2 protein-coding genes are annotated in these 2,188 nt (G+C 71.9%); both read left to right on the forward strand.

Going from position 1 to position 2,188, the window contains the following annotated elements; all coding sequences use genetic code 11:
• Nucleotides 1–282 precede the first annotated feature (282 nt).
• Complete coding sequence (locus ABTZ89_RS38110; RefSeq protein WP_351054215.1) at nt 283–1,512, forward strand: styrene monooxygenase/indole monooxygenase family protein; 1,230 nt, start codon at nt 283–285, stop codon at nt 1,510–1,512.
• A 64-nt stretch (nt 1,513–1,576) separates the two neighbouring features.
• Nucleotides 1,577–2,113 carry a TIGR03086 family metal-binding protein gene (locus ABTZ89_RS38115; RefSeq protein WP_351054218.1) on the forward strand — a complete coding sequence of 179 codons (537 nt, stop codon included), beginning with the start codon at nt 1,577–1,579 and terminating at the stop codon, nt 2,111–2,113.
• Nucleotides 2,114–2,188 lie beyond the last annotated feature (75 nt).

Raw genomic sequence — 2,188 nt, forward strand, 5'->3', positions numbered from 1 at the left:
GTGCCCAACTTTATGTATGCCAATACACGGCAGTTGGGCCGTCCTCGCCAGGCGACGTCTGAGAACCCGCGGCGGTGCCAGCGCCGAGGGTGGGCTATTCGCCTGGCGGCGAATCAGAGCAAAAGATCAAAAACTGGGGTCGGGGACGGCCCCTGAATCATCCCGGTCGCAGGGGCGTCGGTTCTGCCTGGAACTGGCGCCCCTGCTGCACGTCGGCATGACGTGCGCCGGTGTGTCGGGAATGCTGGGTGGCGTTGATCGGACGGGAAGGTGGTCGCGGGGATGCGGAAGGTCCTGATCGTCGGGGCGGGGCAGGCCGGGCTGCAGCTGGCGCTCGGGCTGCAGGCCCAGCAGTACGAGGTGACCTTGATCTCCGGGCGGACGCCCGAGCAGATCCGCGGCGGACGGGTGATGTCCACGCAGGCCATGTTCGGCACCGCGCTGGCCAACGAACGCGCCCGCGGCCTGAACTTCTGGGACGGCGAAGCGCCGCAGATCACCGGGCTGCGGAAGACCGTCGAGAAGCCGGGGGAGGGGCGCCTGCTGGACTGGCGGGGCGAGTTCTCCCGGCCCGCGCAGTCGGTGGACCAGCGGGTGAAGATGGCGCGCTGGCTGGAGCTCTTCGCCGAGCGCGGCGGCGACGTGCAGTACCGCAACGTCACGGCGTCCGAATTGGACGGTCTGGCCCCGGGCTACGAGCTGGTGGTGGTCGCGACGGGTGCGGGCGAGCTCGGCCGGATCTTCGAGCGCGATCCGCAGCACTCGCCCTTCACCTCACCGCAGCGGGCGTTGGCGGTGGCTTACGTCCGCGGGGCCGCCGCGTCCCCGGACGTGCCGGACGACGGTCTGCTCCGGGCGAACTCGATCGCCGGCATCGGCGACATCTACGTCATCCCCGGCTGCACCTTCGGCGGGGCGTGCGATGTCCTGCTGTACGAGGGCATTCCGGACGGCCCGATGGACTGCTGGTCGGATCGGCCCGGCGCGGACGAGCAGTGGTCGCGGATGCTGGAGCTGATGCGCGACCACCTGTCGTCGGAGCACGCGCGGTTCACCGGCGCGGAGCTGACCGACGAGCGCGCGACGCTGGCCGGTGGCGTGACCCCGGTCGTGCGCAAGCCGGTCGCCGAACTCCCTTCCGGCGCAGCGGTCTTGGGCATGGGCGACGCGGTGGTGGCCAACGATCCGATCACCGGGCAGGGCGCCAACGTCGCGAACCGGTGCGCGGAGTCCTATTTGGACAGCATCGTGGCGCGCGGCGAGCAGCCGTTCGACCGCTCCTGGATGCAGCAGAGCTTCGACCGGTTCTGGCAGCACGCGCAGCACGTGGTGACGTGGACGAACACCTCGCTGCGCCCCGCCCAGCCGCACGTGCAGCGGATCATGGCCGCGGCGGCGCAGCACCCGGAGATCCGCAACCGCTTCGCGGACGGCTTCGACGACCCTGCCGACTTCCAGACCTGGTTCCTCGACCCCGGGGGAGCGGACGCCTACCTCCGCAGCTTCGGGTGAACCGATGATTCCGCGCGGGCGCGGCGGTCGAACCTGGTGACGATCCGTTCCCGGAGGAGGCCCCGTGATCGACCTGAAGCCGGCCTGCGAGCAGCTGACCGAACTGCTGGCGGGGATCACCGATGAGCAGCTGGACCGCCCGACGCCGTGCGCCGAGTACGCGGTGCGCGATCTGGTCGCGCACGTGGACGAGGCGGCCTGGGGGTTCGCCTCGCTCGCGCGCGAGGAAGACGATCAGCCCGTCCCTCCGCTGGGAGCGGACTGGCGCGACGTCGTGTCCGAGCACGCCCGGGACCTGGGCGTGGCCTGGGGCGATGCGGCGGCTTGGGAAGGCCGCACCCCGGCGGCCGGGGTGGAGCTGACCAACGCCCAGTGGGGGCGCATCGCGCTGACCGAGGTGGTGGTGCACGGCTGGGACCTGGCCCAGGCCACCGGGCAGCCGTTCGACCTGCCCGAACCGACGCTGCGCGCCTGCCTGGAGCACGTCGAGGAGTTCGTGCCCGAAGCCCCGATTCCGGAGCTCTGGGGGACCGCCGTCGACGTCCCCGCCGACGCCCCGCTGCTGGACCGCATCGTGGCGATCACCGGCCGCCGACCGTGAGCCGGAGGGCGGCGGGGGGCCGGGACCGGCGCCCGCCCCCCCGCAGTAGGGGGGGGGGGGGGGTGGGAAAACTGA

The sequence above is a fragment of the Saccharopolyspora sp. NPDC002686 genome, from assembly GCF_040295745.1.
Classification (GTDB): Bacteria; Actinomycetota; Actinomycetes; order Mycobacteriales; family Pseudonocardiaceae; genus Saccharopolyspora; species Saccharopolyspora oryzae.

Bases quoted from the DNA above. Each gene is read 5' to 3' on its own strand.
- ABTZ89_RS38110 (WP_351054215.1), top strand. From the start codon at position 283: ATGCGGAAGGTCCTGATCGTCGGGGCGGGGCAGGCCGGGCTGCAGCTG.